Genomic DNA, 15,633 nt, shown 5'->3' with positions numbered 1-15,633 from the left:
CAGACAACAATGCCATTAAGACTTCCAGATTTATTACCTGCCATAGAACTTTTGAAGCATGAGAACATCTTTGTGATGGATGATTCACGTGCTCACATGCAGGATATTCGTCCCTTGAAGATTGTAATCCTCAATTTGATGCCGTTGAAGATAACCACAGAGACCGATCTCATCCGTTTGCTCTCCAATACGCCATTACAGCTGGAAATCAGTTTTATGAAGTTGAAGAGTCATACGCCGAAGAATACGCCTATCGAACACATGATGATGTTCTATCGTGATTTCGAAGAGATGCGTAATGAGAAATTCGATGGAATGATTATCACCGGTGCTCCTGTTGAGCAAATGAATTTCGAGGATGTCACCTATTGGCCTGAGATGAAAGACATCTTTACCTGGGCACGCACGCATGTCACGAGCACATTGTATATCTGTTGGGCTGCTCAGGCAGGTCTGTATTTCCATTATGGTATTCCCAAGTATCCGCTTCAGAAGAAGATGTTCGGCATTTTTCCACAGCAGACTTCAGACCCCCAGTTGCCTATCTTCAGAGGCTTCGATGATGTGTTCCAGATGCCTCATAGTCGTCATACGGAGATACACCGTGACGACATCCTGAATCATCCGGATCTGACGTTGATTGCTGAAGGTGATGAGTGTGGGGTAAGCATGGTGATGGCACGCAGTGGGCGTGAGTTCTATATAACAGGTCACTTGGAGTATGCCCCTAATACGCTGGATACAGAGTATCGTCGTGATCGTGATGTTCGTGATGATGTGGAACTGCCCCGTCATTATTATCGCAACGATGACCCCAATCAGCCACCTATGGTAACTTGGCGTGCCCATGCCAACCTGTTGTATAACAACTGGATAAACTACTATGTCTATCAAGAAACGCCTTACGATATCAATCAGATAGGATAAGCATGACCAGTCTTGAACTGTTGGCTCCAGCCAAGAATCTGGAGTGTGGTATTGCTGCCATTGACCATGGTGCCGATGCCGTCTATATTGGGGCTCCCCGATTCGGAGCCCGTGCTGCTGTTGGCAATAGTGTCGACGACATTCGTCAGCTTTGTCAGTATGCCCACCAGTTTAAGGCTTGTGTCTATGTGACTGTTAATACGATAATCTTTGACGATGAGTTGGCTGCAACCCAACAGCTGATTTGCGAACTGGAGGAGGCTGGGGTAGATGCTATCCTGGTGCAGGATATGGGTGTGCTGAAGATGAGAGATGAAAGATTAAAAACGAAGAATTTAGTCTTGCATGCCTCCACGCAGACCGATAACCGAACAGTCGAGAAGGTACGTTGGCTATGCTCCTTAGGTTTTCGGCGTGTTGTCTTGGCTCGTGAGTTGTCTGTCCAAGAGATAGCCGCGATACACCATGAGGTACCCGATGTCGAATTAGAGGTTTTTGTTCACGGAGCCCTTTGTGTCAGCTATAGTGGATTGTGTTATGCCTCACAGTATTGTTTCCAACGATCTGCAAACCGTGGAGCCTGTGCGCAGTTCTGCCGTATGAAGTTTGACTTAGTCGACGCCGACGGACGAGAATGGGAACACCAGCGTCACCTGCTCTCTCTGAAGGATATGTGTCAGATTGAGCATCTCGACGAACTCATCGAGGCTGGAGCCACCTCGTTTAAGATAGAAGGTAGGTTGAAAGATGTCGTCTATGTCAAAAACGTAGTAGCGGCCTATAGTCAACGTCTCAATGCTTTTATTGCGAAGCATCCTAACGACTATCAGCGTGCATCGCGAGGACATTGTACCTATACATTCACTCCCAATTTGCGTAAGACCTTTAATCGTGGCTTTACTACTTATTTCCTGCATGGTCGTCAGCCAGACATCTTCTCCCCAGACAGTCCTAAGGCAATGGGAGAGTTTGTGGGAACGGTGAAGGAGTTGCGTCGCGACTCGTTTAATGTGGCAGGTACAGCATCGTTTGCCAATGGCGATGGACTCTGCTATATCGATGCAGACCGTGAATTGCAAGGCTTTCGTGTCAATCGCGCTGAGGGTAACCGACTCTATCCGCAACAAATGCCACGCAGCTTACGCCCAGGTATGGCACTCTATCGTAACAACGACCAGGAATTTGAGCGTCTTTTGTCACGTCCAAGCAGTGAGCGAAAGATAGCGGTATCTTTGCACCTGGCGCCTACATCCGACGGTTTCTCGTTGAGTGGTGAGGGGGTGACGGTCAGTATTGCCTGCGAGCACCAACAGGCCGAGAAACCTCAGCGTGATAATATCATTCGCCAACTGTCGCGTATGGGTGGTACACCTTATGAGTGTAGTGGGGTGGTTATGGCCGACGATTTCCATTATTTCATTCCGAGCAGTCTGCTTTCCGAACTGCGTCGAATGTGGGTTAATGCTGTCAGCCAGGCCAGTCATGATGTGGATAGCGAAGATACGGCTCCTCAGCATGTGGAGCCTGCTGATGTTCCGTCTTACACTCCCACCTATCTTTATAATATAGCCAATGGTGTGGCCCGTGCCTTTTATGCCTCACAAGGCAAGACGGATGTGTCACCGGCTTTTGAACTGAAGCAGCCACGTCAGGCCTTGCTTATGCAGTGTCGACATTGCCTACGCTATTCATTGGGATACTGCGTCAAGCACGGTGGTGAGAAACCCCGTTGGCGCGAACCTCTCGTCCTACGGCTTGGAGATGGGCGCCGCTTCCGCCTGGAGTTTGATTGTAAACATTGTCAGATGAATGTCTATGCGGAAGATTAGCCTTGTCATGCTCCTGGCAGTATTGTTGTTCTCCGCTTGCTATAATCACGGACAACAGACGCCTGATGCTTGGGATTTGACCAAGCAGCAGATTGACTCCATCTCTTTCTCCACGACGCATCATTATACCCAAAACTACAACTTTGTTGTCAATACAGCACGTTTACCACTTGCTGATGCCTTGCCAAACATGGCCTTCGATACAATGTATGTTGTCAGTGGCGAGCGTGTCGTCGTTGCCGAGATAGAGATTGTACCTGCTGATACCATTGACTCCGTGTGGGTTAAGGTGGCTCGCGACCAGATTACGCAGGGATGGATACGCGAGAGTGAGTTGCTTGCCGGTGTCTCACCCGATGACCCCATCTCGCAGTTTATCGATCTCTTTACCAACAACCACTTGTTGCTCTTCATGGGTTTATGTGTGCTGGCTGCTGGCTTGTATGCCATGCGCCGACTGATGCGCCGTAATGCCTTTCTCGTACATTTCCACGACATAGATTCGCCTTACCCGACACTGCTTTGTGTGTTGATCGCCTTCTCCGCGACCCTCTATGCGAGCATTCAGATGTTTGGTGCCGAGTCATGGCGTCATTACTATTTCCATCCCTCTCTCAATCCCTTCGCACTCCCATGGTATTTAGGCATCTTCATTGCTTCTGTGTGGGCTATCATTATTGTCGGGGTTGCTGCACTGGATGATGTGATGCGACGTCTGCCAACAGTCGACGCATTGCTCTACCTGATAGGCCTGACGGCTGTCTGTGCTGTCGACTATGTCGTGTTCAGCCTTTCTACACTCTCCTATATCGGTTATGTGTTGCTGGTGGCTTATGTCGTCTTTTCATGGCGACAGTATCGTCGCGTTGCCCATTTCCGTTATCGTTGCGGACAGTGTGGCCAGCCCCTTCTTCGGAAGGGAGCATGTCCTCATTGTGGAGCGATTAATCAATAGCAGAAAATAAAAAAGGCTCCCGGAAAGGAGCCCTTTTTTTGATGATAAAGCGTGTATTTACTCTGCGAAGGAAATGCTCTTCTTCACCTTGTCGACATAGGCGTCGATAGCAGCTACTGCTACGATGTTGACAACGTCACGTACCGAGGCTCCGAAGTCAACGAAGTGGATAGGCTTGTTCAGTCCCATCTGAATCGGGCCGATGATTTCAACGTCAGCATCAAGCATCTGCAGCATCTTGTAACTACTGCGTGCTGATGTCAGGTTGGGGAATACGAGCGTGTTGACATCCTTGCCGAACAGACGGGTGAAAGGATATTGCTCGTCGCGCAGTTCGCGGTCGAGTGCGAATCCCAGCTGCATCTCACCATCGATGGGCAGGTCAGGATAGTTCTCTTGCATATATTCGGCAGCATGCTTTACCTTTAGGGCACCATCACTCTGGCTACTACCGAAGTTCGAGTGGCTGATCATGCCAATGACGGGTTTCTCGTTGAAGAACTTTACGCTCTTCGACGCCAGTTTGGCAATGTCTATCAAGGTCTCTGTATCAGGATTCTCATTCACCAGTGTGTCTGCGATATAGAGCGTTCCGCGTGCAGAATTGATGATGTGCATAGCACCGAAATGCTTGTATTGCGGACGGATGCCGATGACCTCGTTGACAACCTTGATGGTGTTCGAATACTTGGTGTACAGACCCGTCAGGAAGGCATCGGCCTCACCCGTTTCCACCATCATCATGCCGAAGTAGTTGCGCTCGAACATCTTGTCGTTAGCCTCTTGGAACGTATAGCCCTCGCGCTGGCGCTTCTCTGCCAGAATGTGGGCATAGCGCTCACGGCGTTCCATCTCGTTGGGGTGACGCAGGTTGACAATCTCAATACCCTCGATGTTTAGGTCAAGCTTGTTAGCCATCTTCTGGATGACCTCGTCATTACCCAGCAGGATAGGTATGCAGATGCCCTCGGCCTTAGCCTGTACGGCAGCCTTGAGCATGGTGGGGTGAACAGCCTCGGCAAAGACGATGCGTTGCGGGTGGGAAGCAGCTGTGGCATAGAGTTTCTGTGTCAGCTTGGTCTCCTGTCCCAGCAGGACAGACAGCGAACGCTTATACTCGTCCCAATCCTCAATCTGTCGACGAGCCACACCGCTTTCGATGGCAGCTTTTGCCACAGCGGCACTCACCTCCGTGATGAGTCGTGGGTCTACAGGTTTCGGAATGAAGTAGTCACGTCCAAAGGTTAGGTTGTTGACCTTATATACATCGTTCACCACATCGGGAACGGGTTGCTTGGCCAAGTCGGCGATGGCATATACGGCAGCCAGTTTCATTTCCTCGTTGATGGCAGTGGCGTGAACGTCCAATGCACCACGGAAGATGTAGGGGAAACCGATGACGTTGTTGATCTGGTTCGGATAGTCCGTGCGTCCTGTTGACATCAGCGTGTCAGGACGAGCCTCCATGGCATCCTCGTAACTGATTTCCGGAACGGGGTTGGCAAGTGCGAAGATGACGGGGTCGTTGGCCATTGAGCGAACCATGTCCTTCGTCAGTACGTTACCTTTCGACAGACCCACAAAGACGTCAGCACCTTTGACAGCCTCTTCCAGTGTGTGGATATCCGTGCGTGAGGTGGCAAAGAACTTCTTCTGCTCGTTCAGGTCGGTACGGCTTGTCGAGATGACACCCTTGGAGTCCAGCATGACGATGTTCTCCTTGCTGGCACCAATGGCCATATATAGTTTCGTGCATGAGATGGCAGCTGCACCGGCACCGTTGACAACGATTTTCACCTTGCTGATGTCCTTTCCGTTCACCTCCAGCGCATTCTTCAGTCCGGCAGCCGAGATGATGGCTGTTCCGTGCTGGTCGTCATGCATCACGGGGATGTCCAGTGTGCGCTTCAGTCGTTCCTCGATATAGAAGCACTCAGGAGCCTTGATGTCCTCCAGGTTGATACCACCGAAGGTAGGCGCTATCTTCTCCACGGCTTCGCAGAACTTCTCGGGATCCTTCTCAGCTACTTCGATATCGAAGACGTCGATACCACCGTATATCTTGAACAGCAGACCCTTTCCCTCCATCACGGGTTTTCCGCTCATGGCACCGATATCGCCCAGTCCAAGCACGGCAGTTCCGTTAGAGATAACAGCTACCAGATTGCCTTTGTCCGTGTACTTGTATGCATCGTCGGGGTTCTGCTGAATCTCCAGACAAGGGTAAGCCACACCAGGGGAGTAGGCCAGCGAGAGATCTGTTTGCGTACGATAAGCCTTGGTGGGCTTTACTTCGATTTTTCCTGGGCGTCCTGCTTCATGATATTCGAGGGCAGCCTCTTTAGAAATTTTTACCATAAATGTGTATTATTATTGGGTTCTTTTTTCTTTTCCGAGCGCAAAAATACAAAAAACTCGTGTAAAACGTATCATTTTTTTAATTTTTTTGTAACTTTGCAACAGAAAGTAGATATTTATGCAAGTTTTGAAAGATTCTAGTGCCTATCGCCTGGCTTTAAGGGAAAAAATCATGGATACTGCTATGCAGGCATTCATCCGTCAGGGCATCCGTGCTGTCAGGATGGACGATATCGCACAGCAGTTGGGTATTTCCAAGCGCACCTTATATGAAATCTACGAAGATAAGGAGGAACTGTTATTGCAGAGCATCAAGAAATACAATGCCCAACGTGTAGCCACCTTAACTGAATATGCTGCACAAGGGCATAATGTGATAGATATTGTGCTGGAAGCCTATCGTCTCAAGTTGGCTGAGACGCGTATGGTGAATCCGGTTTTCTTTTCCGATATTATCAAATATCCCAAGGTGGAGAAATATATTAAAAACACGCGTGAATATTTCCGTGACAAATTCGTGCTTTTCGTCAATAAAGGCATCCAAGAGGGCTATTTCAAGAAAAGCAAGAATCTCAATCTGATTCCCCTTCTGATGGATGCTGTCGGGGATTACATCATGTCTAACCAGCTCCTTCAGCAATATCCTGCTGAAGAGTTGTTTGACAGTTTCTACCTGCTTCCGCTCCGTGGACTTTGCACAGAGCAGGGAATAAGGAAACTGGACGAGGCAATCGCTAAAATTCAGTAAACGAGAGTGGCATCAGCTGCTTGATACCATTGATGACGTAGGTATGCTTCTTGCCATAGAGCAGGATGCGCACGGGTTGTTTGAAGCGTGTCTCCGTTTCAATGATGACCTGTCGGCAAGTGCCGCACGGACTGGCTGGCTCGTCAATCAGCTCTCCCTTCGTATTCCGGGCAGTGATGGCCAGCGTCATGACAGGTTGGTCAGGATATTGGGCACCGGCAGCGAAGATGGCTGAGCGCTCAGCACATATTCCGGCAGGGAAGGCTGCATTCTCCTGGTTGCATCCCATAAATGTCTTGCCGTTTTTCAGGATAATGGCAGCTCCCACACAGAAATGGGAATAGGGTGCATACGAACGACTCGTCGCCTCAATTGCCATGTCTATTAACTGGCGGTCCGTATCAGTCAGTTCATCCAGTTGGGCTACTTGTATTTCGGTTTTTAGTATCATTTCCTCCATAATATTCCGATTTTTGTTGCAAATATAATTATTTTTCTTTATTTTTGCATCGAAATTCCGAAGAAAATTGATGAAACGAACTATAATTGCTACTTTTTGCCTTTTTGCAGTCCTTCTTTCCGGTTCTGCTCAGAAGGTTACGTGGAACAAGAACTATAGCGACTATTTCGATACTTGGGGCGAGGTAGCTGTCCAGCAGATGATACAATACCGCATACCTGCCAGCATTACCTTGGCACAGGGCGTCCTTGAGTCGGGAGCCGGAAAAAGTGAACTGGCACGCAGGGCAAACAACCATTTCGGTATCAAGTGCAACGGATGGACAGGTCGTAAGTCGTATCATGACGACGACGAGCGGAACGAATGCTTCCGAGCCTACGACAATGCCTACCAGAGTTTCGTCGATCACTCCAAATTCCTTACGGGCAGTCAGCGCTATCGGCGCCTGTTTGACTTGAAGCGTACCGATTACAAAGGGTGGGCTAGGGGTTTGAAGGCTTGCGGCTATGCCACCAGTCCGACCTATGCCACCCGTCTGATAGAGATTATCGAGACCTATCAGTTGCATCGTTACGATACGGGCAAGGAGTTCTATAGACAGCAGAACACGGTGATGCGCCAGGGCGAGATGCGCCAGGTGTATGCCTTTAATAAGAATTATTATGTACGTGCGCGACGTGGAGACACCTTCCGTCGGATAGCAGACGAGATGGATATCTCCTATCGTAAACTGGCTCGTTATAATGAGCGCGACAAGAACGACACGTTGGAGGAGGGCGAGATTATCTGGTTGCAGAAGAAGGCTCGCAAGGCCCCCAAGGCGTTTAAGAACAGACCCCATCGTGTAGAGCCCGGTGAGTCGATGTATATCATCTCTCAGCGCTATGGCATTCGCCTCAAGAACCTTTATAAGATGAATGATTTATCTCTTGATTATGTGATACATACAGGTGATTTGCTCAAGGTAAGATAAAACGATACTGACGATGAATATAAAGACCTACTTTTTCGCATTTTTGGTGCTGATGATGCTGTGTGGTTGTCATGTGCGCCATGATCACGGTCAGCAGATGCCAGGTTCCCGTATGGGAATCGATTCTGTTCCCAACAATACCATTGGCACCATGTCAGACGAGGAGATAGAGGCCTTGGAGAAAGAAAAGCAAGAAGAGGAGGAAGACTGGATGAAGGAAGACGGCGTCTACATCCCCGACATCCCAAAGGACGCCAAGGGTGAAGCCCATCCGGAGGCTGTTGATGCCATCGAGCGGATGTTGCAGGGAAAAGAGTAGGGTGGACGTGTTATTCTTTCAATAACTTGTCGAGGAAAGCATCCAGGTCCTTGTCCAGGTCAGCCATCAGTTCCTGGTCGATGATGGCGATGTCGTCGTCAACCAGATAGAGTTCCTCTAACGTTTCGTGGTCATCGTCTTCCAGCACAAAAGAGTAGGGTTTCAGGATAGACATCTTTTCGATGGTTTCCTTCATCTTGGCCAATACAGAACGCAACGTGCTTCCCACTTCCTTGTAGAACTGAGAGTCCTTGTTGTCAATCCATTGCTCCACGATGCACCGGGTAATCTCTTTCTCTTCATCGTCGAAGGCTATCAGTTCTCCCGACTCCTGGGTCACGCGGATGTGTATGTCAGTGAGCATACTGGCTTCCTCGTTACTGGGGAATTTCTCGGCTATCTTTCGGATGGCGCGTTCCACTTGTTGCAATGTCTGTTCTGTAGCTTTCATTATACGCTTTTGCTTTATATTGTGGGGACAAAGGTACGAATTAGTGCGTGAAATTGCAAACGATTACGGTTTTTTTTCAAAAAAATCTTCTTTCTCGCGTGTGTATTTCATATTTTTATAGTACCTTTGCCGTTGTTAATACTACTTGAAATACTAATGAGCAACAAAATAAAGCATTCGGGGGTTGTTGAAAATGTTGTGGGCGATAGCGTACAAGTGCGCATTGTCCAGACCTCGGCATGTGCTGCCTGTAAGGTGGCAGGCTATTGCAATGCCTCCGAGTCGAAGGAAAAACTCGTTGATGTCTACCATTGCGATGTGCGTGGGCTGAAGGTGGGCGATGCCGTCACCGTGACAGCCTCCACCCAGGTAGCTGCCCATGCCCTGCTGATGGGCTTCGGACTCCCTTTCGTCGTGATGGTCGTCGTCTTGTATGCTGTGCTCCAGCTGACGGGTCGTGAGGGTCTTGCTGCCTTGAGTTCGTTGGCAGCCCTGGTGCCCTACTATGGTGTGCTCTTCTTGTTCCGCAATCGGCTGCGCGAGAAGCTGGCATTCTCCATTGAACAATAGAAAACATATATATTAAACTAAAACAAATTATTGTAATTTATGGATTTCATTTTGATTGCAGTAGCAGTATTGGGAGCTATCGGACTGATTGCCGCCCTTGTACTGTTTGTCTGCTCCAAGAAATTCGCAGTCTATGAAGACCCCCGCATTGCCCAGGTGACAGAACAATTGCCTGGTGCCAACTGTGGTGGTTGCGGATTTGCCGGATGCGGTGGCTTGGCTGATGCCCTTGTCAAGGGTGCTGATGCTGGCAGCATCGACGGACTGAAGTGTCCTGTTGGAGGAGCAGAAGTGATGGGAAAAGTGGCTGACCTGTTGGGTATGGCCATTGCCAACGGTGAGCCGATGGTTGCCGTGGTACGTTGTAACGGAACATGCGAGATGCGTCCCAAGATTGCAGAGTACAGTGGCTTGCGCACCTGTGCAGCCATGAACTCCTGTGGTGCCGGTGAGACCGCTTGCGGCTTCGGCTGTCTGGGTTGTGGCGACTGTGTCGCTGCCTGCCAGTTCGATGCCATCCGCCTGAACGCCGAGACCGGTCTTCCTGAGGTTGACGAAGAGAAGTGTACCTCTTGTGGTGCCTGTGTCAAGGCTTGCCCTCGTCACATCATCGAGCTTCGCAAGAAAGGTCCTAAGGGTCGTAAGGTCTTCGTGTCTTGTGTCAACAAGGACAAGGGTCCTGTGGCTATGAAGGCCTGCAAGGCCGCTTGTATCGGTTGTGGCAAGTGTGAGAAGGAGTGTGCCTTCGGAGCCATCACCGTCGAGAACAATGTGTCCTACATTGACTTCAACAAGTGCCGTCTGTGCCGTAAGTGTGTTGCCGTATGTCCTACCAAGGCCATCCACGCTGTTAATTTCCCGGCACCGAAGCCCAAACCGGAAACCGCAGAACCTGCTACTACTAGCAATGAAGAAAGAAAGGAGGAACAAGCATGAACATTAGAACATTCCGAATAGGTGGTGTACACCCCGAAGAGAATAAGCTGACTCACGATGTGGAGACCAAGGTAGCCGCTCTTCCCAAGCAGGCCATCTTCCCCCTCTCTCAGCACATTGGTGCACCTGCCAAGCCCGTTGTTGCCAAGGGTGACAAGGTCAAGGTAGGCACAATGATTGCCGAGGCTGGCGGTTTCGTCTCAGCCCCTATCTTCAGTAGTGTCAGCGGTACCGTTTTCAAGATTGACACCGCTATCGATGCTACCGGTTATCGCAAGCCCGTCATCATCATCAATGTCGAGGGTGACGAGTGGGAAGAGAGCATCGACCGTTCCGACAAACTGGAACTGGTGAAAGACCATCCCGAACTGACTCCCGAGGAAATCGTGGAGCGCATCAAGGTGGCAGGTGTCGTAGGTATGGGTGGTGCTTGTTTCCCCACCTTTATCAAACTCTGTCCGCCTCCCACGGCAAAGGCTGAGTGTGTCATCATCAATGCCGTAGAGTGCGAGCCCTATATCACCGCCGACTTCCGTCTGATGATGGAGCATGCCGACGAGATACTGGTAGGTCTTGAACTCCTCATGAAGGGTGCGAAGGTGACAACCGGCTATATCGGTATCGAGACCAACAAGATGCCCGCTATCGAACTGTTGACCAAGAAGTGTGCCGAGGTATTCGGAGGCACAGCATACCACGTCGAGGTAGTGCCCTTGAAGCAGCGCTATCCGCAGGGTGGTGAGAAACAGTTGGTTGACGCCGTTATCCGTCGTCAGGTACCTGCTCCCCCAGCTATTCCTGTCAACGTAGGTGCTATCGTACAGAATGTGGGCACTGCCTTCGCCGTCTACCAGGCCGTGATGAAGCACAAGCCCCTGTTCGAGCGCTATACCACCGTGACCGGTAAGCAGTTGCAGAACCCCGGCAACTTCCTCGTTCGTATGGGTACTCCGATGAAGGATCTCATCGACGCTTGTGGCGGTATGCCCGAGGGCGACAACAAGTTGCTGGCAGGCGGTCCGATGATGGGTAAGGCCCTGACCAGTGTCGAGGTGCCCATCTGCAAGGGAACCAACTCCGTGACCATCATTTCCGGTGAAGAGGCCTTCCGCAAGGAGCCCAACCCCTGTATCCGCTGTGCCAAGTGCGTCAGTGCCTGTCCGATGGGCCTTGAGCCTTACTTGCTGGCTAAGCTTGCTGCCGTGCAGAACTGGGAGCGTGCCGAACACGAGGAAGTGGTCAGCTGTATCGAGTGTGGCTCGTGCCAGTTCACGTGTCCTGCCCACCGTCCTTTGCTCGACAATATCCGTCAGGCCAAGTCTACGGTGATGGGTATCATCCGTGCCCGTGCCGCTGCAGCAGCTGCTAAAAAGTAAATTTACCAAATGAGTAAATTGAACAATAAATTGTAAATAGTAAATTGTCAAATTGTAAATTCTCAATATGGGAAAATTAATAGTATCACTATCGCCTCATGCACATGGAACCGACACCGTCGAGAAGAACATGTATGGCGTCATCATAGCCTTGATGCCTGCGCTCCTCGTGTCGTTCTATTTCTTCGGCATTGGCTCAGCCATTGTCTGTGCAACGAGCGTTGCGGCCTGCGTATTCTTCGAGTGGGCCATCAATAAGTTTATGCTTAAGAACGAGCGCAACACCATCTGCGACGGCTCTGCCATCCTGACTGGTCTGCTGCTCGGTTTCAACTTGCCTTCCAACCTGCCCATCTGGATTATCATCATCGGTGCCCTGTTTGCCATTGGCGTGGGCAAGATGACCTATGGCGGTCTGGGCAATAACCTCTTCAATCCCGCACTCGTCGGACGTGCTGCCCTGCTGGTAGCCTTCCCTGCACAGATGACCACCTGGCCTAAGATTGGTCAGCACTGGGCTTATCTGGATGCCGAGACGGGAGCCACCCCGCTGTCGCTGATGCAACAGGCCATCAAGACGGGCGATATCAACAAGGCTCAGGAGTATCTCGACCAGATACCTTCTGCCCTCGACCTCTTCCTGGGCAACCATCCCGACGGCGCAGGTGCCATGGGTGAAATCTGTGCCTTTGCCCTGTTGCTGGGTCTGGCTTACATGCTTTGGAAGAAGATTATCACCTGGCACATCCCCGTGTCGATTATCGGTACCGTGTTCATCCTGGCAGCCATCATGCATGTTGCCAATCCTATCTATGCCGATCCGTTCTCTGTCATCTTCTCCGGTGGTCTGATGCTTGGAGCCATCTTCATGGCTACCGACTATGTCACCTCGCCGATGACCGGCAAGGGCCAGCTCATCTATGGTGTTGCCATTGGCGTGCTGACCGTTGTCATCCGTAACTGGGGAGCCTATCCTGAGGGTATGTCGTTCGCCATCCTGATCATGAACGCCTTCACTCCTCTGATTAACAATTATGTGAAACCAAAACGTTTTGGGGAGGTAGCCAAATGAAGAAGTTAGAATCATCTTTATTGAATATGGTGCTGGTGCTCACCCTCGTGGCTGTTGTCATGGGTGGCATCCTGGCCTACGTCAACCACTTGACGGAAGGACCCATCAAAGAACAGAAAGAGAAGGCACTGGCCGACGGTATCAAGTCTGTCATGTGCGTCAACGACCTCACCGTTGCCAAGACTGATGAGGTGAAGCAGAACGATGCCAAGGGCAAGGAGATGGTCTTCACCATCTATCAGGTGAAAGACGCTCAGGGCAACGACCTCGGTGCTGCCGTGGAGTCTACCACGATGGGATTCGGTGGTGACCTGAAAGTGCTCGTAGGTTTCGACCCCGAGGGCAATATCCTGGGTTACACACTGCTGGAGCATGCTGAGACTCCCGGACTGGGTGCCAAGGCTGACCAGTGGTTCCAGAAGGGCCAGAAGGGCGATGTCATCGGCAAGAATCCTGCTGAGCCGCTCACCGTGTCAAAGGACGGCGGTCAGGTGGATGCCATCACGGCTTCTACCATCACCTCGCGCGCATTCCTTTTAGCTGTCAACAATGCCTATAAGGCTTATAAAGCCACACCGGCAGAGTAAAATAGTAAATCGTAAATGGTCAAATTGTAAATTAAGTTTATGAATTACATAGATATCATTAAGAATGGCATCGTCAAGGAGAACCCCACGTTCGTCTTGATGCTGGGTATGTGTCCTACGCTGGCCACTACCACCTCTGCCATGAACGGTATGTCGATGGGTCTCGCCACCATGGCTGTGCTCATCTGCACCAACTTTGTCATCTCGTGCCTGAAGTCGGTTACTCCCGACAAGGTCCGCATCCCCGTGTTCATCGTGGTCATTGCTGCCTTCGTAACCATCCTTCAGCTGGTCATCAAGGCTTACCTGCCTGACATCGATGCTGCCCTTGGCCTGTTCATCCCGTTGATCGTGGTCAACTGTATCATCCTGGGTCGTGCAGAAGCCTTTGCTGCCAAGAACTCACCCGTAGCCTCACTCTTCGACGGCATCGGCATCGGACTTGGCTTCACCCTCGGACTCACCCTGCTGGGTATCTGTCGTGAGATTCTGGGTTCCGGTTCCGTATTCGGATTCACCTTGGTTCCCGAGACTTACAACATCCTGCTCTTCGTGCTCCCTCCGGGTGCTTTCATCATGCTGGGATTCCTGATTGCGATTGTTAACAAGTTGCGCAGCTAAATTGTAAATTGTAAATCGTCAAATTGTAAATTACATTATGGAATATATACTGATTTTCATTAGCGCGATATTCGTCAACAATATCATTCTGTCGCAGTTCCTCGGCATCTGTCCCTTCCTGGGCGTTTCCAAGAAGGTGGACACCTCGCTGGGTATGTCGGCAGCCGTAGCCTTCGTGCTCACCCTGGCCACCATCGTAACCTGGTGCGTCCAGACCTATGTGTTGGAGCCTAACGGCTTGCAGTATCTGCAGACCATCGCCTTCATCCTCGTCATCGCGTCATTGGTGCAGATGGTTGAGATTATCCTCAAGAAGGTGTCACCCGCCCTCTACCAGGCACTGGGCATCTTCCTGCCTCTCATCACCACCAACTGTGCGGTGCTGGGTGTGGCCATCCTCGTTATACAGAAAGACTACAACCTGTTGCAGTCGGTGGTCTATGCCTTCTCCACCGCTATCGGCTTCGGACTGGCACTCACCGTCTTTGCCGGAATGCGTGAGCAGCTGGAGTTGGTCAAGGTTCCCAAGGGCATGTCAGGCATGGCCATCGTCATGCTGTCGGCTGGTCTGCTGAGCCTTGCCTTCATGGGCTTCTCAGGTGTCGACGGAGGACTTCGCGTCCTGTTCGGATTGGATTAAGCTCTTAGTTCCCAGAAAGCCACGGCAGCGGCTGCTGCTACGTTCAGCGAGTCGACACCGTGAGCCATCGGGATTCTTACCGTATAGTCGGCCTCTTCTATCGTCTGATAGGGGAGGCCGTCGCCTTCTGTCCCCATGATGATGGCGAGCTGCTCCTCGGCTTTCAGTCGGGCGTCGTCCAGACTGATGGAGTCGTCTTTCAGCGCCATGGCTGCCGTGCGGAACCCATAGTCCTGCAAGGTCTTTACCGGTCCGTCCAACCACGTCCAGGGCACCAGGAACACCGAGCCCATCGACACGCGGACGGCCCTTCTGTTCAGCGGGTCGCACGAGTCGCGTGTCAGCACCACCGCGTCGATGCCCAGGGCTGCTGCCGAGCGGAAGATGGCACCAATGTTCGTCGTGTCCGTTACCGCCTCTATCACCACGATGCGCCGGGCGTCCTTGATGATGTCAGCCACCGAGGGCATCTTCTTCCTGCGCATGGCACACAGCACACCGCGTGTCAGCGTATAACCTGTCAGCTGTGCCAGCAGTTCACGACTCCCCGTATAGATGGGAATATCACCTACACGGTCCACGATGTCACGGGCATCACCCGCAATGTGTTTCTGTTCGCAGAGTAGGGCAGTGGGCTCCCATCCGGCGTCCAGCGCCACGCGTATCACCTTCGGACTCTCCGCGATGAACAGTCCCTTCTCTGGTTCCAGTTCCATGCGCAGCTGAGCCTCCGTCAGTGTGCTGAATACCTCAATGCCTGGTTCTTTCAGCGATGTAATCTCGATAATTGCCATAATTGCGTGCAAAAATA

17 protein-coding genes are annotated in these 15,633 nt (G+C 51.1%); 13 read left to right on the top strand and 4 right to left on the bottom strand.

The window, feature by feature from the left end; genetic code table 11:
* Nucleotides 1-9: 9 nt before the first annotated feature.
* Genes metA through BLU47_RS07920 form a run of 3 tightly spaced genes read left to right on the top strand, consistent with a single transcriptional unit; the run spans nucleotide 10 to nucleotide 3,711 of the window.
* Nucleotides 10-927: a homoserine O-acetyltransferase MetA gene (gene metA / locus BLU47_RS07930; RefSeq protein WP_091960841.1), complete on the top strand. Its 918-nt coding sequence runs from the start codon at nucleotides 10-12 to the stop codon at nucleotides 925-927.
* Between the two features lie 2 nt (nucleotides 928-929).
* Nucleotides 930-2,756, top strand: a complete 1,827-nt coding sequence (locus BLU47_RS07925; protein WP_091960838.1) for a peptidase U32 family protein — start codon at nucleotides 930-932, stop codon at nucleotides 2,754-2,756.
* The gene (locus BLU47_RS07920) at nucleotides 2,743-3,711 is read left to right on the top strand and encodes a zinc ribbon domain-containing protein (protein WP_091960835.1); all 969 of its coding nucleotides are present in this window, start codon (nucleotides 2,743-2,745) and stop codon (nucleotides 3,709-3,711) included. Before BLU47_RS07925 ends, BLU47_RS07920 begins: the two co-directional genes overlap by 14 nt.
* A 57-nt stretch (nucleotides 3,712-3,768) precedes the next feature.
* Here BLU47_RS07920 and BLU47_RS07915 read toward each other — a convergent pair whose 3' ends face one another.
* Entirely contained in the window at nucleotides 3,769-6,069 is a 2,301-nt protein-coding gene (locus BLU47_RS07915; RefSeq protein ID WP_091960832.1) for an NADP-dependent malic enzyme, read from the bottom strand.
* A 172-nt stretch (nucleotides 6,070-6,241) separates the two neighbouring features.
* Here BLU47_RS07915 and BLU47_RS07910 point away from each other — a divergent pair, with 172 nt between their 5' ends.
* Nucleotides 6,242-6,817, top strand: a complete 576-nt coding sequence (locus BLU47_RS07910; RefSeq protein WP_176780499.1) for a TetR/AcrR family transcriptional regulator — start codon at nucleotides 6,242-6,244, stop codon at nucleotides 6,815-6,817.
* Here the strand turns inward: BLU47_RS07910 and cdd are convergent.
* The gene (gene cdd / locus BLU47_RS07905) at nucleotides 6,804-7,277 is read right to left on the bottom strand and encodes a cytidine deaminase (RefSeq protein ID WP_091960826.1); all 474 of its coding nucleotides are present in this window, start codon (nucleotides 7,275-7,277) and stop codon (nucleotides 6,804-6,806) included. The two genes, BLU47_RS07910 and cdd, sit on opposite strands and share 14 nt — an antisense overlap.
* Before the next feature lie 70 nt (nucleotides 7,278-7,347).
* Between cdd and BLU47_RS07900 the strand changes: the two genes are divergently transcribed.
* Nucleotides 7,348-8,250, top strand: coding sequence for a glucosaminidase domain-containing protein (locus tag BLU47_RS07900; protein WP_091960823.1), 903 nt, complete (start codon nucleotides 7,348-7,350; stop codon nucleotides 8,248-8,250).
* Between the two features lie 13 nt (nucleotides 8,251-8,263).
* Entirely contained in the window at nucleotides 8,264-8,569 is a 306-nt protein-coding gene (locus BLU47_RS07895; RefSeq protein ID WP_091960820.1) for a hypothetical protein, read from the top strand.
* 10 nt (nucleotides 8,570-8,579) lie between these two features.
* On the opposite strand, the gene BLU47_RS07890 is transcribed toward BLU47_RS07895, so the two are convergent.
* Nucleotides 8,580-9,020: a hypothetical protein gene (locus BLU47_RS07890; RefSeq protein WP_091960817.1), complete on the bottom strand. Its 441-nt coding sequence runs from the start codon at nucleotides 9,018-9,020 to the stop codon at nucleotides 8,580-8,582.
* Nucleotides 9,021-9,176: 156 nt separating this feature from the next.
* On the opposite strand from BLU47_RS07890, the gene BLU47_RS07885 reads away from it, so the two are divergent.
* The 7 genes from BLU47_RS07885 to rsxA all read left to right on the top strand — a co-directional run bounded on the left by BLU47_RS07885 (nucleotide 9,177) and on the right by rsxA (nucleotide 14,822).
* Nucleotides 9,177-9,590 carry a SoxR reducing system RseC family protein gene (locus BLU47_RS07885; protein WP_091960814.1) on the top strand — a complete coding sequence of 138 codons (414 nt, stop codon included), beginning with the start codon at nucleotides 9,177-9,179 and terminating at the stop codon, nucleotides 9,588-9,590.
* 39 nt (nucleotides 9,591-9,629) lie between these two features.
* Nucleotides 9,630-10,526 carry a Fe-S cluster domain-containing protein gene (locus tag BLU47_RS07880; protein WP_091960811.1) on the top strand — a complete coding sequence of 299 codons (897 nt, stop codon included), beginning with the start codon at nucleotides 9,630-9,632 and terminating at the stop codon, nucleotides 10,524-10,526.
* A complete protein-coding gene (gene rsxC / locus BLU47_RS07875) occupies nucleotides 10,523-11,902 on the top strand; it encodes an electron transport complex subunit RsxC (protein ID WP_091960808.1) in 1,380 nt (459 codons plus the stop codon). The genes BLU47_RS07880 and rsxC overlap by 4 nt, the downstream gene beginning before the upstream one ends.
* 67 nt (nucleotides 11,903-11,969) lie before the next feature.
* Nucleotides 11,970-12,974, top strand: coding sequence for an RnfABCDGE type electron transport complex subunit D (locus BLU47_RS07870; RefSeq protein ID WP_091960805.1), 1,005 nt, complete (start codon nucleotides 11,970-11,972; stop codon nucleotides 12,972-12,974).
* Nucleotides 12,971-13,561 carry an RnfABCDGE type electron transport complex subunit G gene (locus BLU47_RS07865; protein ID WP_091960802.1) on the top strand — a complete coding sequence of 197 codons (591 nt, stop codon included), beginning with the start codon at nucleotides 12,971-12,973 and terminating at the stop codon, nucleotides 13,559-13,561. The genes BLU47_RS07870 and BLU47_RS07865 overlap by 4 nt, the downstream gene beginning before the upstream one ends.
* Nucleotides 13,562-13,600: 39 nt before the next feature.
* A complete protein-coding gene (gene rsxE, locus BLU47_RS07860) occupies nucleotides 13,601-14,182 on the top strand; it encodes an electron transport complex subunit RsxE (RefSeq protein ID WP_091960800.1) in 582 nt (193 codons plus the stop codon).
* Nucleotides 14,183-14,219: 37 nt separating this feature from the next.
* Nucleotides 14,220-14,822: an electron transport complex subunit RsxA gene (gene rsxA / locus BLU47_RS07855; RefSeq protein ID WP_091960798.1), complete on the top strand. Its 603-nt coding sequence runs from the start codon at nucleotides 14,220-14,222 to the stop codon at nucleotides 14,820-14,822.
* On the opposite strand, the gene BLU47_RS07850 is transcribed toward rsxA, so the two are convergent.
* On the bottom strand, nucleotides 14,819-15,616 hold the full coding sequence (locus BLU47_RS07850; protein ID WP_091960796.1) for a TrmH family RNA methyltransferase: 798 nt from the start codon (nucleotides 15,614-15,616) through the stop codon (nucleotides 14,819-14,821). The two genes, rsxA and BLU47_RS07850, sit on opposite strands and share 4 nt — an antisense overlap.
* Nucleotides 15,617-15,633 lie beyond the last annotated feature (17 nt).

The sequence above is a fragment of the Prevotella sp. tc2-28 genome (assembly GCF_900107705.1).
In the GTDB taxonomy this organism is placed as follows: domain Bacteria; phylum Bacteroidota; class Bacteroidia; order Bacteroidales; family Bacteroidaceae; genus Prevotella.
Note: the sequence above shows the minus strand (reverse complement) of the source record. Positions and strands in the feature narration are given on the sequence as shown.